The organism is Psychrobacter immobilis, assembly GCF_904846225.1.
In the GTDB taxonomy this organism is placed as follows: Bacteria; Pseudomonadota; Gammaproteobacteria; order Pseudomonadales; family Moraxellaceae; genus Psychrobacter; species Psychrobacter immobilis_F.
This window is the reverse complement of sequence record NZ_CAJGZJ010000013.1, coordinates 72,679-87,250: the sequence shown is the minus strand read 5'-3', so window position 1 is coordinate 87,250 and position 14,572 is coordinate 72,679. Positions and strand designations below refer to the sequence as shown.

Annotated in this window: 13 protein-coding genes; 4 read left to right on the top strand and 9 right to left on the bottom strand. The window is 42.9% G+C overall.

Annotated elements, in window-relative coordinates; genetic code table 11:
* Positions 1-307: 307 nt before the first annotated feature.
* From JMX48_RS09895 to JMX48_RS09855, 9 genes are all read right to left on the bottom strand, one after another.
* On the bottom strand, positions 308-1,357 hold the full coding sequence (locus JMX48_RS09895) for a dipeptidase (protein WP_201537226.1): 1,050 nt from the start codon (positions 1,355-1,357) through the stop codon (positions 308-310).
* 2 nt (positions 1,358-1,359) lie between these two features.
* Complete coding sequence (gene pqqE, locus JMX48_RS09890) at positions 1,360-2,526, bottom strand: pyrroloquinoline quinone biosynthesis protein PqqE (RefSeq protein WP_201537223.1); 1,167 nt, start codon at positions 2,524-2,526, stop codon at positions 1,360-1,362.
* A complete protein-coding gene (pqqD, locus tag JMX48_RS09885; RefSeq protein WP_201537220.1) occupies positions 2,523-2,807 on the bottom strand; it encodes a pyrroloquinoline quinone biosynthesis peptide chaperone PqqD in 285 nt (94 codons plus the stop codon). The genes pqqE and pqqD overlap by 4 nt, the downstream gene beginning before the upstream one ends.
* Positions 2,804-3,562 (bottom strand): pyrroloquinoline-quinone synthase PqqC, encoded by a 759-nt coding sequence (pqqC, locus tag JMX48_RS09880; RefSeq protein WP_201537217.1) that lies wholly within the window; start codon positions 3,560-3,562, stop codon positions 2,804-2,806. Before pqqC ends, pqqD begins: the two co-directional genes overlap by 4 nt.
* 21 nt (positions 3,563-3,583) lie before the next feature.
* A complete protein-coding gene (gene pqqB / locus JMX48_RS09875) occupies positions 3,584-4,495 on the bottom strand; it encodes a pyrroloquinoline quinone biosynthesis protein PqqB (RefSeq protein WP_201537214.1) in 912 nt (303 codons plus the stop codon).
* 71 nt (positions 4,496-4,566) lie between these two features.
* Complete coding sequence (gene pqqA, locus JMX48_RS09870; RefSeq protein WP_075107140.1) at positions 4,567-4,641, bottom strand: pyrroloquinoline quinone precursor peptide PqqA; 75 nt, start codon at positions 4,639-4,641, stop codon at positions 4,567-4,569.
* 247 nt (positions 4,642-4,888) lie between these two features.
* Positions 4,889-5,734, bottom strand: a complete 846-nt coding sequence (locus JMX48_RS09865; protein WP_201537210.1) for an IclR family transcriptional regulator — start codon at positions 5,732-5,734, stop codon at positions 4,889-4,891.
* Positions 5,735-5,930: 196 nt separating this feature from the next.
* Positions 5,931-7,196, bottom strand: a complete 1,266-nt coding sequence (locus JMX48_RS09860; RefSeq protein WP_201537207.1) for an MFS transporter — start codon at positions 7,194-7,196, stop codon at positions 5,931-5,933.
* Positions 7,197-7,480: 284 nt separating this feature from the next.
* Positions 7,481-8,635, bottom strand: coding sequence for an acyl-CoA dehydrogenase family protein (locus tag JMX48_RS09855; RefSeq protein WP_201537204.1), 1,155 nt, complete (start codon positions 8,633-8,635; stop codon positions 7,481-7,483).
* 318 nt (positions 8,636-8,953) lie between these two features.
* On the opposite strand from JMX48_RS09855, the gene JMX48_RS09850 reads away from it, so the two are divergent.
* From JMX48_RS09850 to JMX48_RS09835, 4 genes are all read left to right on the top strand, one after another.
* Positions 8,954-9,730, top strand: coding sequence for an enoyl-CoA hydratase (locus JMX48_RS09850; protein ID WP_201537201.1), 777 nt, complete (start codon positions 8,954-8,956; stop codon positions 9,728-9,730).
* 61 nt (positions 9,731-9,791) lie between these two features.
* A complete protein-coding gene (locus JMX48_RS09845) occupies positions 9,792-11,363 on the top strand; it encodes a 3-hydroxyacyl-CoA dehydrogenase (RefSeq protein WP_201537239.1) in 1,572 nt (523 codons plus the stop codon).
* Between the two features lie 77 nt (positions 11,364-11,440).
* A complete protein-coding gene (locus JMX48_RS09840; RefSeq protein ID WP_201537198.1) occupies positions 11,441-12,643 on the top strand; it encodes a 3-oxoadipyl-CoA thiolase in 1,203 nt (400 codons plus the stop codon).
* 59 nt (positions 12,644-12,702) lie between these two features.
* On the top strand, positions 12,703-14,427 hold the full coding sequence (locus JMX48_RS09835) for a fatty acid--CoA ligase (protein WP_201537195.1): 1,725 nt from the start codon (positions 12,703-12,705) through the stop codon (positions 14,425-14,427).
* The last annotated feature ends 145 nt before the right edge of the window (positions 14,428-14,572 follow it).

The following is a 14,572-nucleotide window of genomic DNA, read 5'->3' as shown; positions in this document are numbered from 1 at the left end:
TTAAACCCTATCGAGAAAAAGTGGGCACAGGCTAAGTTTCTACGCCAAGGGTGGATGGAGAATAATCTACCTAAACTGTTTCATGATATGGGTTGTATCTCTTTTATTCTGGATTGACTATATAAGTGACGATGATTTTATCAGTCATTATCAATATATTTCTAATTTTAATAAAAATAATATTTGGCATAGATTAATAATACTGGGTGATAAGGTTTCATTTTTTCTATTCATTACTGGAATATTTTGTAGCCTATTCATTTAGCCGTAAAAGGTAGTGATTTTTTATGAAATAATATATAAAACATCACCGCCATATCTTATCCAACACAGTAAACCAATTCTTTGACGTGATCTTTTCAATGAGTTGATCAGAGAAATGTCGTTGTTGCATACGCTCAATCAGCATGGAGATTTGACTGATATCAAATAACTCATCAGGCAATAAACAACCATCAAAATCAGAGCCAAAACCGACGTGATCTTCGCCTAAATGGTCAACCAGATAATCAAGATGATCGACAATCACATCCAATGATGTTTGCGTGTTGCGTTGTCCATCCGCACGAAGAAAAGCCACATCGAAATTCACGCCAACCATACCACCGCTTTGTTTGATGGCAGCCAGCTGGCGATCGGTTAAGTTTCTTGCTTGCTGACATAACGCGTGCGCATTGGAATGTGTTGCAACAATGGGCTGATCGATAATCTCTATCGTATCCCAAAAAGCACGCTCATTCATATGCGACACATCGATTAGCATACGCTTTTCACGACACTTCAGAATGAGATCTTTACCTTGATCCGTGAGACCAGATCCTATATTGGGAGAATGCGGAAATGAGGCATTTAAGCCATCACCAAAGAGGCTTTTTCTGTTCCACAATGGCCCTATACTTCTAAGCCCTGCCTCATAAAAAACATCTAATAGTTCAGGTTTAATAGCTAAAAACTCAGCACCTTCAAGATGAAGAACGATGGCTAGTTGCTGATTTCTCTGGCAGGCTTGAATTTGTGCTAAGGACGTACAAATTTGAATCTGACCATCTGATCGCGCCTGTAATTGCTGGGCAAGTTCTAGTTGCGCACAGCAAATATCAACGATTTCTTGCGATTTAAAATCTGAGTTTGACGGGTTGGATAACTTATCAGGATGGTTGTTCTTCACATAAGCGTAGGGCGGCAAGAAAATAGAAAACAATCCACCCATCCAGCCCGCTTGGCGACAACGTTGTAAATCCAAATGTCCCGGTAGCGTACCATAAATAAAATCATGCACGGGATCTTCAGCTGAACTCAGCCACAGCCGAGTCAACAGATCGTTATGTCCATCAAAAATCACAGACTGAGCATTCATATTTACTCCGTTACCATGCGAGTAGGAATCAGTAGCTTTTTACTCAATAATTTTTTGCTTAATAACTTTGAGTTTTTAGGGTTCCTAAAGCGTAACTCTTCAAAGGGAACTGGCGTTTCACTGTTTGCACGTGCCTCCTCAATCAGGTAATGATAAGGCGATTTGCCACACACCGGATCGGCGTTTTTGGCATCCCCAGTCAGCATAAACGCTTGGCAACGGCAGCCGCCGTAATCGCGCTCTTTGTCTGGGCAGCTTTGGCACATGTCAGGCATCCAATCGTCACCGCGATATTGATTAAAACTCGCAGACTCATACCAAATATCTGAAAGTTGAGTATCGCGTACGTTAGGGAACTGTATTGGCATTTGTCTGGCAGCATGGCAAGGTAGGGCAGTGCCATCGGGTGCCACGGTCAAGAAAATCTTGCCCCAACCATCCATACAGGGTTTTGGACGTTCTTCATAATAATCAGGCACTACAAAAATGAGTTTACATTTGATGCCCCGTTCTTCAATTTTCTGACGATACTCATTGGTAATACGTTCGGCTCGGACGACTTGCGCTTTGGTGGGTAGCAAGCCTTCGATATTCTCAAATGCCCACCCATAAAATTGACAAATAGCCAGCTCAACGGTGTCGGCTTCTAGCTCTAAGCACAGATCAATAATTTGATCAATTTGATCAATGTTTTGCCGATGAATGACAAAGTTGAGCACCATCGGATAGTCGTATTGCTTGACTAGACGCGACATCTCATACTTCTGCTCAAAAGCATGTTTTGAGCCAGCCAATGCATTATTAACCGTTGGATCACTGGCTTGAAAACTGATCTGAATATGGTCAAGACCTGCTTCTTTTAGGTTGGCGATTCTAGCCTCAGTAAGCCCCATGCCTGACGTAATTAAATTGGTATAAAAACCTTTGTTATGAGCATAGGCGACCAGTTCTTCTAAGTCTTGACGAACCAGTGGTTCACCGCCAGAAAAACCGAGCTGCACCGCGCCCATTTGCCGCGCCTGATCAAACACATCAAACCATTCCCCAGTCGTCAGCTCTTGCTTATACTGCGCATAATCAACAGGATTAGAGCAATAAGGACATTGCAATGGGCAGCGATAGGTAAGCTCAGCCAATAGCCATAACGGAAGTCCTACGGGCGCAGTCATACTAAGTCAATCCAATGTTCACGTTGAGCCACTAACATATATTCGATAATGTCTTGCTCGATTTCAGGAATATCACCAAACATGGCTTTCACCTTTTTAATAATGTCAGCAATGGACGCCTGACCATCAATGTGTTGACCGATGATACTGGCGCTCTCATTTAATTTGATCATCCCCTCAGGATACAGCAGCACATAGGCGTTCTGTGCCGGCTCAAACTGAAAGCGATAACCATGACGCCACACTGGTACGATGGCGTGATCTAGCTCAGGTAAACTCATTTGAACAATCCTTTATGCCAGACATTGTCATCAGTGACGCTTTGGTAAGGGGCTTGATTATGGACATAGGCCAAGCTCAAAGAATCCAAAATAGTCCACAAAATATCCAGTTTAAATTGTAGGATCTCTAGCATACGCTCTTGTTGTTCAACGGTTTTGAATGAGTCGAGTGTAATGGTCAGACCATGCTCAACATCGCGGCGGGCTTGACTTAAGCGCGAGCGAAAATAGGTATACCCTTGCTCTTTGATCCAAGGATAATGTTTTGGCCAAGACTCTAAGCGCGATTGATGAATCTGCGGGGCAAACAGCTCTGTCAGTGAGCTGCTGGCAGCTTCTCGCCATGAGGTACGACGCGCAAAATTCACGTAAGCATCGACGGCAAAACGCACACCCGGCAACACCAACTCCTCAGAAATCACTTGCTCGCGGCTAAGACCAACCGCTTCTGCCAGACTCAACCATGCTTCACGGCCACCACCATCAGGGTAAACGCCATCTTGATCAATCATGCGCTGAATCCATTCTTGACGCACACGCTGATCAGGGCAATTTGCCATGATTGCCGCATCTTTCAATGGAATATTGATTTGATAATAAAATCGGTTGGCGACCCACGCTTGAATCTGCTGCTGGGTCGCTTGTCCTTCATGCATCATGATATGGAAGGGGTGGTAAATATGGTAATACTGACCTTTCGCCATAATCGCTTGTTCAAACGCTTCTGCGCTAAGTGCTGTTTTTTCTTCTTGCATCGTCTTCACCTTGTCTTTGCCTTACAGTTCGATCTGCATGCCATCAAACGCCACTTCAACACCGTGTTGTTTCAATGTCGCAGCCTGTTCAGATTGCTCATTCAATATTGGGTTGGTGTTATTAATGTGGATCAACACTTTACGTGCATTATCTAACTGATCTAAATAATGCAGCGAACCATCTTCACCACTAATGTGTAAATGGCCCATGTCTTGACCAGTTTTGGTACCGACGCCGCATTCTTGCATCTCATTGTCAGTCCATAGCGTGCCGTCAATCATCACGCAATCAGAGGCTTTCATAATCTGCATAATGTCATCGTCAATTTTGCCCAACCCTGGCGCATAAAAGAGTTGTTTTTGTGTTTTTAAATCTTTCACAATCAGCGCAATATTGTCGCCATCATGGGGATCATTGCGATGTGGCGAGTAGGGCGGTGCCGAGCTTCTAATCACCAAAGGCGTCAATTCTAAATTGCTAAAGCTTTCGATTTTAAAGGTTTTTTCAGGATCAATTTGGTTATACTGCAGACCACCATTCCAGTGCTTCAACATATTGAAAATAGGAAAACCTGTCGTGAGATCTTGGTAGACCATGTCCGTACACCAAACCGGAATCGGACACCCTTCGCGTAGGGTCAATAGCCCCGTCGTATGGTCAAGCTGACTGTCCATCAGCACCACATTGGTGATGCCTGTATCTCTCAATTGGCGTGCTGGCTGTGCCGCCTTAAATTCAAATAATTGCTGACGAATATCAGGTGACGCGTTGAATAAAATCCAATCTATGCCATTCTCTGATATGGCGATCGAAGACTGGGTGAGGGTCTTTGCTTCAATTGTACCCAGGCGGACACCGTGGCAATTATGGCAATTGCAATTCCACTGTGGAAAACCACCACCAGCCGCTGAGCCTAAAACGTGAATATACATAAATCAATATTTCCAAAAAAATAAAAGCCCTAATCATCTAGGGCTTTTAATGCATTGAGGTCTAGTAAATTTTAACGTGCTTCAAAATACATAGTGATTTCGAAACCGATACGGATGTCTTGAAAAGCGGGTTTAGTCCACTGCATGGGATTACTCCTGAAGTATGTTATTGGCTCATCAGTAAGATGAATGAAAGTAATTATCAATGGTATTATAAGCCGACCCTTAATGTCAATTTGTTAGATGTTAACGTCAGATTGCGTTGTCAAAATCTTCTAAGTCAATATTTATGGATTGATAGCCTAGGCCAAAGTTATTGCCATACTTATTAAAAATAGGCATTTATGTATTTTGACGATAAGTAATTATAGAAGATATCTACTAAGATACCGTCTAGCTAATGTAAATATTGTCTTCAATACTGTTTTTCATGTGTAGCAAACGAGGGGCGATATCTTCCTCTAATTTATCACGGCTAAGTACAAAACTTGGTGCGCCGCAATTAAAAGTCAATAAACCTTCAGTGGGATGCATCAAGGCCGTGGCAACCGCATTAACATCCTTTTGCCATTCACTAATCGAAAAACAATAGCCATAATCATCAAAATCTTTAAAGGCTTTATCCAGTCCTCGCCTAATTTTTAACCAGTCATCTTTGTGCTTAGTGCGAATGGCATTAAGGATGAATTCTTGCTCGGCTTGCGGCATGCTGGCCAAACACGCTCTTCCCATTGAACTTAAATGAATAGGTAAGTACGAACCGACATTACGCCGCATCGTCGTAGTGCTTGATCCTTGAACGACATTTAGATAGACCATCGTCAGTCGATCGCGAGTGGCCATAGCAACTGCACTATTGGCATAATCGGCCAGTTCTTCCATGTAAGGCGTGACTAAATTATTGATGGAGATATTGGACATCATGGTGTAACCAAATCCCAATACACCGATAGAGAGTTGATATTTACTACTATTTGCCGATTGTTTTAAGTATCCTAACTTGACCAAGGTATAAGTAAGACGGGTGATTGTTCCTTTAGGAAGCCCTGTTAGATGACTCAAATCTTGATTACCAAGATAAGGGCGTTGCGGCGTAAAACAACGAAGCAGCTCAAGCCCTCGCGCCAAAGACGTGACGAATTGCCTGTCATTCTTGTCACGCATCTCTGTAATCGGTTCTAGCAACTCAATATGTGCTGTATTGCTAGCGCCTTTATCGTCAAGGTTTTTAGTGGTCATATATTATGTTTACTCTCAATTAAGTTATTATAAATATGATGGTAGACACGATACTTATTGTATTTTTATAATCAAAAAAATGATTGTACGTTAATAGTGATATACACCTTAAACAAGAATATATTAAAAGTGCATTTAAATTATTGATATGGCTATTATAAGCTATTTCGCTATGCGGTAACTATATTGAATAGTATTACGCCTTTTGTGGATCATACTGTTGTTCTTTGATAAACAAGGTTGGAATGAGACCACATAAGAAATACGCGCCTGCCATTAGCAATAAACCTGCGCCGATAGAGTTGTGCATAGCCATATAACCAATGGCGACTGGTGCAATAACGGAGCCCAACCGTCCGATATTAAATGCACCACCAATGGCCGTACCTCGAATAGCAGTGGGAAAGCTTTCTGTTAAATAGGTAGCGTTGATAGCATATGGAATGCCATATAAGAAACCGAAAGTGATCATCAACCAACCGATGTTTTCTGGAGTATGGAAATATACCAATAGTGGAATAAAAAGGGCTGTACCCATCGTCCCGAATGCAAAGACTATCTTGCGTCCAATTTTATCAGCCACTATACCTGCGATCACTTTTGCAAACATCATGGTGAGATAAGTTCCTGCCATGTACAGTGCCATCTCTTTGAACTTAATACCCAGTTCAGTTTCTAGATAAGAAGGTAGCCAGTTGCTGACCCCAAAATAACCAAACAGTAAAAGACCTGAACTCATGGACCATAAAATGAACATGATGCGATGCTTTGGGTTTTCAAAGATTGCTTTATAAGGATTTTCAGATTTTTGAAGTGAGTCTTTTGCGCCACTCAGTTTAAGGGCACGTGCCGCTTTCCAAGACTCTGGTTCAGATATCAGAAAGTACATTGATATCGAGAGAATAATAGGAATAAACGTTAAGAGATATAATGTGCGCCAGCCATAGGTGGGAATAATCCACGCTGAAATGCTTGTGATAACCAAAGATCCTAAGGTAAAACCTGTCATCAGCGCTGCCAGCACCGTCGTTCGATGTTGGGTAGGTACCATTTCAGACATTAAGGTATTAGTGGCAATGTATAAACTGCCAAGACCCAAACAAGCGACGACTCGCAAGGCGATAAACTGCTCATAGCTTTGTACAAATCCACTAAAACCAGAAAGTATAGAAAACATCGCGGTCGCAATCACGATGACTCTGACACGGCCAAAACGATCGCACGCCCAACCGCCAAAAACTCCGCCAATCGCCATGCCAAACAATGACCAACTGCCCAAAGCACCAGCTTGTATATTGGTCAAGCCAAATTCTTGCTTTAAACTCGAAAGCGTAAAGGCGAGAATCCCGATATCAGCGCCATCACATAACAATACCAAAAAACAAAAAAAGAAAGCCAATTTCCAAGGTTGTTTTTGTATAGAATTTAAGCTTGAATTTGACGTTATAGCTACACTTTTCACAATGTATATCCTTATAGTTGTGAGAGTCAAAAACTATGGTCATATAGCCAATCCACTGTAAAATTAATACAGTGAGTACTATTGGGGTAAATGTTGCGCCGCCTGTGTCTGCAACGGAAAAGCAAGCAAGGAGGTTTTATCCCGATAGCAGATGACAATATTTGTACTTTTTTAGAACTCACTATAGTGACGTTATGAAGGATTTGCGTCCTAGCAAATACCTCCATACGCTTCAATAATGTGACTACCTTTTATCAATGAGATAAGTAGTAGGTTAATAAAAACTACTCGCTAACTTCTTTAATCATGTTACGAGCAATAATAATTTGCTGAATCTGAGTCGTTCCTTCATACAATCGATATAAGCGCACATCACGATAAAAACGTTCAATACCATAATCGGCAATATAACCCGCACCGCCATGAATTTGTACCGCTCTATCCGCAACACGGCCACACATTTCAGTGGCGAACATCTTGGCACAGGATGATTCTGTAATGACGTCTTTACCTTCATCGCGCAGACGAGAGGCATCCAATACCATCGATTTAGCGGCATAAATCTCTGCTTTTGAATCAGCAAGCATCGCTTGAATCAGTTGGAAGTGAGCAATTGCTTGACCAAACTGCTTACGCTCGACGGCATAACGTAGCGCGTCGTCTAACATGCGAGTGGCTGCACCTGTACTCGCTGCCGCAATATGTAAACGACCTTTATCAAGTACTTTCATGGCAGTTTTGAAACCCACGCCCTCGACACCACCGATCAAGGCATCGGCAGGCACGATGCAATTGTCAAAGATGACATCACAAGTATGAGCGCCTTTTTGTCCCATTTTTTTGTCAATTTTACCCAATGTAATACCAGGGGTGTCGCTCTCAACGATGAATGCTGAAATACCACCTGATCTTTTATTGTCAGGGTCAGTACGTGCCATCACGGTAAATATACCGGCTTGAGGGGCATTGGTTATATAACGTTTAGTGCCATTGAGTACATAGGTGTCACCGTCTTTGATAGCGGTGGTTCGGAGTGAAGCCGCATCCGAGCCTGACTCTGGTTCCGTCAAGCAAAACGAGCCAATAATTTCACCGCTGGCAAGCCTTGGTAGATATTTTTGTTTTTGTTCTTCAGTACCATCAATGACAAGGCCTGAAGAACCAATACCATTATTAGTGCCTATTAATGAGCGAAAAGCAGGCGAGGTTCGTCCTAATTCAAAAGCGACAATCACTTCTTCTTCCATCGTTAATCCAAGTCCGCCGTAAGCTTCGGGGATAGTCAGTCCAAATAAACCTAATTCACGCATTTGGCTGATAATGTCTTCTGGTAGACGATCATTTTCTGCCACCCAATCTTCTTTTGGGACCAGTTGGTCGTTGACAAATTGACGAACGGTTTGAACGATATGGTCGAGTACTTCCTTATCTCTAATCATGTAATTCTTCCTTGTTGAAATGAGGTCTAATATGAATAAGGTGTTTATAATCAATCTGAATAAACAGCATAATTGATAGTTTGTTAAATTACAATACTTATGGTTTAAAAAACCGCAATGCGGTATTTATTCGGTATTATGTATGTATATCTAACCAAATTTATACGGATTTTATACTTCACAAACGAAAATAAACAGTATATATTGGTCTTAAATATCGCTATGCGGTACTAATTATTATAACTACTAATGTGCTTTAAGAGTTTCAGGTCTTTACCCAAGGGCATTATCTAAGAACATCGTTTAAAGGACAGCATCATGGAAGAGCAAATCATTATTTGTGAACAACAAGGAAATGGCGTTAGTGTGATAACACTCAATCGTCCCAACGTTCGCAATGCTTTAAACAGTGAATTACGCGAGCAAATGGCAGAGATTTTCATCAAATTAAACGATGATCCACAAACCAAAGCTATTGTCCTAACAGGCGGTGATAAGGTGTTCGCAGCTGGTGCTGACATCAATGATTTCTTGACCGCAAAAACAGTCGATGTGTATTTGCGTCATAGCGAACGTTATTGGGATGCCATTACTAATTGTCGCAAACCCATTATCGCGGCGGTAAATGGCTATGCGCTGGGCGGTGGTTGTGAGCTTGCGATGCACGCCGATATCATTGTCGCTGGCAAGTCTGCCAAGTTTGGACAACCAGAAATTAAAATAGGATTGATGCCAGGAGCAGGCGGCACGCAGCGGCTGTTTCGCGTGATTGGCAAACACAAAGCCATGAAGTTGATACTGACGGGCGAGATGATAAGCGCTGGTGAGGCTGATCAAATGGGATTGGTGTCTGAAGTCGTTGAAGATAAGGCGACTATCAAGCGTGCCATTGAGATTGCTGAACAATTAGCCGGTTACTCGCCTATTGCTTTGACCCAAATCAAAGAAGTTGCCAATCTTGGGGTGGACATGCCGCTACAAGCTGCTCTGGCTTTAGAGCGTAAAGCCTTTCAGATTTTGTTTGATACCGAGGATCAAAAAGAAGGCGCAAAATCCTTTTTGGAAAAACGCACGGCTGAATACAAAGGGCAGTAGGTTGTTGATACAAAGCTGTTCAATATTAAAAACGAGATCATGCAGCAAGACCATAAAAAGGATTATTATGACTGTTAAATCATTGGCCATTATTGGCACCGGTATCATGGGCATGGGTATCGCCCAAATCGCCGCGCAAGCAGGCATTCAAGTACTGCTATTTGATACCAAAGCGGGCGCTGCTGAACAAGGGCGTCAATCCTTGCAAACTACGCTCGAAAAGCTGGCTACCAAAGGTAAATTCACCGATGAGCAGTTACAGGCGACTTTGACTAATCTGATCGTCATTGAGGAATTAGCATTAATTGCCAAAGTAGACATCGTTATTGAAGCGATTATTGAAAACTTAGACATAAAACAGCAGCTTTTTAAACAGTTAGAAGAAGTGGTGTCTGCCGAGACGATTTTGGCCACCAATACCTCATCGCTATCAGTGACAGCGATTGCCTCTGATTGTGAGCATCCAGAGCGCGTCGTGGGTTTTCACTTTTTTAACCCCGTACCTTTAATGAAAATCGTTGAGGTTATTCCGGGCCTCTCGACCAAACCTTTAGTAGTAGATACGCTTACAACTCTAGCCAAACGTATGGGGCATTTGGGGGTAGTAGCAAAAGATACACCGGGTTTTATTGTCAATCATGGTGGCAGAGCTTACGGTACAGAAGCGTTGAAAATATTAGGCGAGGGCATTGCTAGTTTCGAGCAGATTGATCGTATTTTACGTGAAGGCGCTGGCTTTCGGATGGGGCCGTTTGAGCTACTTGATCTCACTGGCATCGACGTATCGCATCCCGTTATGGAGTCGATTTATAATCAATTTTATCATGAAGATCGTTATCGTCCGCATCCTTTAACCCGTCAAATGCTGATAGGGAAAAAGCTTGGTCGTAAAGTTGGTGAAGGGTTTTACCAGTACAAAGACGGTCAAAAAGTGACATCAAATACGAATCAACAACCACCTTATAAGACAGATTCCGATACCACAAACATCTCAGTTTGGATTGGAGCAGATTTAGCAGAAGACAAACAACAGCTGGTTGATTATCTAAATGCTAGCGACATCACTATCGACGAAAACGATACACCAAAACCAGACAGTTTGATATTGCTAGCAATCTATGGCGAGGATACCACCAATGCGGCTATTCGCTATCAAGTAAATCCTAAACAAGCGGTCGCCATTGATATGCTGACTGACTTATCCAAGCATCGCACGTTGATGCCAAGTATCGTCACGCAAGATAACTTTGTGGCCCAAGCTTATGCTTTATTTGGTAAAAGTGCTGAGTTTGATAAAAGTTCAAATGCTGCTGCCGATGCCACGTTGATTACCGAAAGTACTGGTTTTGTGGCGCAGCGAGTCGTGGCGATGGTCATTAATTTAGGCTGTGATATTGCGATGCAAGGTATTGCTTCTCCTGAAGATATCGATAATGCCGTCAAGCTTGGGCTGGGTTATCCGTATGGTCCTATTTCATGGGGCGATGAGCTGGGTGCTAAGCGCATTTTACTGATTTTAGAGCGTATTTATGGGTTAACGGGTGATCAACGTTATCGTCCAAGCCCATGGTTACAACGCCGCGCTAAGCTGGATATCTCGCTATTTACCCAGCAGAACAAGTATTCAGGCTAATGACCTAGTTATTTAACGATATTATTAAACCATATATTTCAATAAAACAAACTCTGAGAACACAACAAGGAAAAGTTATGTTAGATGCTTATATTTATGATGGATTAAGAAGTCCTTTTGGTCGCCATGGTGGTGCATTAGCTACAGTGCGTCCTGATGATTTGATCGCCACAGTAATGAAGAATTTGATCGAAAAGCACCAATTACCGAACGATATTTTTGATGAAGTGTTGATCGGTAATACCAACCAAGCGGGCGAGGACTCACGCAATATCGCCCGTAATGCCGCGTTGCTGGCAGGGTTGGATGTCAAAACACCCGGTCAAACTGTCAATCGTCTGTGTGCCTCAGGATTATCGACCATCATTGATGCCGCTCGCAGCATTACGTGTAATGAGGGTGAGATAATTTTAGCAGGTGGCGTTGAATCCATGACCCGCGCACCCTTTGTGTTTGCTAAGACCGAAACGCCTTTTAGTCGTGAGTTTAAAGTATTTGATACCACGATTGGCAGCCGCTTCCCCAATCCTATTATCGAAAAACAGTTTGGTAGCGATAGCATGCCGCAAACAGGTGACAATGTCGCTCGCAAATACGGTATTACTCGTGAACAGTCTGATAAATTCGCCGCCGACTCTCAAGCTAAATATCAAGCCGCAAAACAAGCGGGATTCTTTGATGACGAGATAACGCCCATTATGGTATCGCAAGGTAAAAAATTACCAGAAAAGGCAATATCCGATGATGAGCATCCTCGCGCCAGCTCTACCACTGAGGCGCTAAAAAAACTTAGACCTTTAAATGAAAATGGAGTGGTCACGGCAGGTAATGCCTCTGGTATCAATGATGGTGCAGCGGCTCTCATTATTGGTTCAGAACGGGCAGCGGATAAGCTAGGCTTTAGGCCTATTGCCAAGATTCTGTCCTCCGGCGCAATGGGTGTTGAGCCAAATATTATGGGCGTAGGTCCTGTTGAGGCCATCAAATTGGCATTGAAACGTGCCAATCTGACCCTTGAGGATATGTCTATCATTGAGATTAATGAAGCCTTTGCCTCGCAAGTACTCGGCTGTCTAAAGGGTTTGGATATCGACTTTGACGATAAGCGTGTCAACCCTAATGGCGGAGCGATTGCGGTCGGACATCCGCTTGGCGCATCAGGGGCTAGGATCGCACTAAGTACGGCGCGCGAGCTGCAACGTACGGGCGAAAAATATGCGGTGGTCAGTTTATGTATTGGCGTTGGGCAAGGGCTTGCCATGGTGATGGAGCGAGTGTAAACCTATAAATATAAACTAAAAAATAGCCTAAGCATATTTTTACTATCAAGGATGACCTAATGACGACCATACTTAATCAACATGAGGACTACCAGCAAGCTCAAGAGGCGTATGGTTTTCCTTTGATTATCAAACAGCTACTAAACCGTGCAAAGATTGCCTCTACGGATCAAACCATTAGTTATGCCAATAAGGTCACTTATACCTATGCTGAGTTTTTTACGCGCGTCAATCGCTTGGCAAATGTACTGAAAAACATGGGTTTGCACGCAGGTGATGTGGTGGCAGTTATGGATTGGGACAGTCATCGTTATCTTGAAGCGTATTTTGCCGTGCCCATGTCTGGCATGATTTTGCAAACGGTCAATGTGCGCTTGGCTGAGGATAAAGTGCTATATACCATCAATCATGCCAAACCAAAAGCTTTGTTATTAAATGCTGAATTTGAGCCAATGGCCAAAAACTACCGTCATGAAGCTCCTTCTATCGAGCAGATTATTTGGCTTGATGACACGCAGTATGGCGAAGACCGATATAGTAAAGACCAATATGGCAAAGACAATATAAACCCCAAGCAAGCTAGTATGCCAGATTATGTTGAGGGTGAATATGAAGCCATGTTAGCAGCAGCCAGTGATACGTTTGATTTTCCAGATTTTGATGAAAACACCATCGCCACCACATTTTATACCAGTGGCACGACGGGCGACCCAAAAGGGGTCTTCTTTACTCATCGACAGATCGTATTGCAGACGCTAGCGAGTACGTTAGCATCTGCGTTAAATGCTGAAGGTCAAGGCGCTCGCTACAATGATGTGTACATGCCGATGACGCCACTATTTCATGTGCACGCTTGGTGCTGGCCTTATGGCGCAACCATGATAGGGCTTAAACAAGTGTATCCAGGACGTTATCTAGCTCCCACGTTGGTGGATTTAATCGAGCAGCACAACGTCACGCTTTCACATGGCGTTCCAGCGATTTTACAGATGCTACTTAAAGAGATGGCAGCACGGGGACGTAAGTTTAATGGGCTGAAGTTGTTGCTCGGTGGCTCAAAGTTGAATGAAGGTTTGGCCAAAGCCGCTATAGAAAGCGGTATTGAATTTATGTCTGGCTTCGGCATGTCAGAATCTTGTCCTGTGCTATCTAGAGCAGTATTCGATGATAAAACGGACTCGATGGAGATGAAGGAGCAGCTCAATTATCGTTGTCTTTCTGGCTCGCCCATTATGCTAGTGTCAATGGAAATCTGGGATGAAAATGGCAAAGCTCTACCAATGGATGGTGAGTCGACAGGAGAGCTGGTTATTCGAGCGCCTTGGTTGACTCAAAGCTATTTTAAAAACTCAGATGCCGGCAATGAGTTATGGCGCGGTGGCTGGATGCATACTCAAGACATCGCCTCTATATCCTCTGACGGTACTCTAAGTATTACAGATAGGCTTAAAGACGTGATTAAATCTGGTGGTGAATGGGTGTCTTCGCTTGAGGTCGAAACCATTTTATCGTTCCATCCCAGCGTCGCTGATGTTGCCGTGATTGGGGTGCCAGATGAAAGATGGGGCGAACGACCTTTAGCGTTAGTCGTTTTAAAATCTGACTATATCGATACCAAAGCGGATGATATTTTAGCGTTAGGTCATCAAGCCGTAGAGAAAGGTCATTTACCAAAGTATGGCATTCCGAGCGAAATAAAGTTTTTAGCAGAAATGCCAAGAACCAGTGTGGGCAAACTTGATAAGAAAAGAATGCGGATGATGTGCGCAAAAAAATTGATTTAATCCAAACAAATTATTGAGGATTATCGAAAACACGCACTCCATCTTACAGACTATTTTTCATATCTGTGTCAATTGGCATGACTAAAAGAGAGAATTATAGTCGGTCCACTATAAAACAACCAGAGTGTTACTGGTATAATTTTTG

What these genes read in the sequence shown, in the direction of transcription:
- JMX48_RS09850 (WP_201537201.1), top strand. Translation starts at nt 8,954, where the DNA reads ATGGAAGAGCAAATCATTATTTGTGAACAACAAGGAAATGGCGTTAGT.
- pqqE (WP_201537223.1), bottom strand. Translation starts at nt 2,526, where the DNA reads ATGACTGCGCCCGTAGGACTTCCGTTATGGCTATTGGCTGAGCTTACC.
- JMX48_RS09895 (WP_201537226.1), bottom strand. Translation starts at nt 1,357, where the DNA reads ATGAATGCTCAGTCTGTGATTTTTGATGGACATAACGATCTGTTGACT.
- JMX48_RS09855 (WP_201537204.1), bottom strand. Translation starts at nt 8,635, where the DNA reads ATGATTAGAGATAAGGAAGTACTCGACCATATCGTTCAAACCGTTCGT.
- JMX48_RS09840 (WP_201537198.1), top strand. Translation starts at nt 11,441, where the DNA reads ATGTTAGATGCTTATATTTATGATGGATTAAGAAGTCCTTTTGGTCGC.
- pqqC (WP_201537217.1), bottom strand. Translation starts at nt 3,562, where the DNA reads ATGCAAGAAGAAAAAACAGCACTTAGCGCAGAAGCGTTTGAACAAGCG.
- JMX48_RS09865 (WP_201537210.1), bottom strand. Translation starts at nt 5,734, where the DNA reads ATGACCACTAAAAACCTTGACGATAAAGGCGCTAGCAATACAGCACAT.
- pqqD (WP_201537220.1), bottom strand. Translation starts at nt 2,807, where the DNA reads ATGAGTTTACCTGAGCTAGATCACGCCATCGTACCAGTGTGGCGTCAT.
- pqqB (WP_201537214.1), bottom strand. Translation starts at nt 4,495, where the DNA reads ATGTATATTCACGTTTTAGGCTCAGCGGCTGGTGGTGGTTTTCCACAG.
- JMX48_RS09835 (WP_201537195.1), top strand. Translation starts at nt 12,703, where the DNA reads ATGACGACCATACTTAATCAACATGAGGACTACCAGCAAGCTCAAGAG.